Source organism: Pectinatus brassicae (assembly GCF_014201835.1).
GTDB lineage: Bacteria > Bacillota > Negativicutes > Selenomonadales > Selenomonadaceae > Pectinatus > Pectinatus brassicae.
The window spans coordinates 1-1096 of sequence record NZ_JACHFH010000089.1; the positions used below are offsets into that span (position 1 = coordinate 1).

1 protein-coding gene is annotated in these 1096 nt (G+C 30.8%); it reads right to left on the reverse strand.

The genetic code is table 11. The annotated features are described in order from the left end of the window. Positions 1-626: 626 nt before the first annotated feature. The gene (locus HNR32_RS13770; RefSeq protein WP_183863638.1) at positions 627-788 is read right to left on the reverse strand and encodes a hypothetical protein; all 162 of its coding nucleotides are present in this window, start codon (positions 786-788) and stop codon (positions 627-629) included. Between the last annotated feature and the right edge of the window lie 308 nt (positions 789-1096).

The following is a 1096-nucleotide window of genomic DNA, read 5'->3' on the forward strand; positions in this document are numbered from 1 at the left end:
TGTTTAAGAAATTGTTTCAGGTTTATATATTTAAACCGCACATCCGGTTGTTTAACATTAAAACAATGATGTATTGTTCAGTTTTCAAGGTGCCTACCTCAACAGTCAGCTTTTATATTATATCTAAACTGTTTGGCTCTGTCAAGAACTTTTTTCTTTCGATCTCTCGATGATTTTAAGTTCCTGTCGCTCTCTCAAGCGCAGAAATTATTATATCTTATCTTCTGCTTTGTGTCAAGAACTTTTTAACCTGATGTTTAATCGGTTGTTTTGTCCCTGCCCTTTTCTTGAGTGCAGAAATTATTATATCCAATCCGCTGCCTTTTGTCAACGCTTTTTTTATATTTCCATTTATTTTATTTATATATCCCTGTTTTACAGGCTTTTTAGCTGCTTTATAAAATCCTTATTGCTAATAATTAATTGCTCAGATACCTTATATTTTTATTACAGCAAATAAATATTCTCATTTTTTTTACTTATATATTTTACAAATTATTAGCTGTTCTATTAAAAATAAAAAAACAGTCTATAATTTTTATAGACTGTTTTTGTTTATATTTTCCCCTGTGGATAAGTATCGATATTAGTATACTTTAAGTTATCCACAGGGTCTATTTTCGTTTTTAAGCAATTTTTTTGTAATTAAGTATATTTATATATGTATTTTTTTCAACTCTGTACAAACGAATTACTGCGGTTAATATATTTTTCTTTTTATCCACAGTTTTTTTGTGGTTATCCCAGTTTACCTGTGTATAAACAGCTCTTCCTGTATTTATCCACATACATGATTCTCTTAATACTTTTAGTATTTATACTGCAGTTCTTTGCACTTTAGTGCTTAGAAATATAGTAAGCAGCGCAGAAAATCAGTACGCACAGCAAACAAAGTGAGCGACATGTTTCTTTATCTTTACGCTTGATCTCTTAATAATCAGGACAGTAAATAAGCAGCACAAACAACGTGCTGCCCGTATATTTTTTCTTATTCTTTTTTAGACAATAAAAAACGTCTATGACAATAGTTTAACTAAAATCATAGACGCTTCTAACCGGCAACATCCTATCCTCCCAGGGGGCTGCCCCCCAAGTA

What these genes read in the sequence shown, in the direction of transcription:
- HNR32_RS13770 (WP_183863638.1), bottom strand. Translation starts at nt 788, where the DNA reads ATGTGGATAAATACAGGAAGAGCTGTTTATACACAGGTAAACTGGGAT.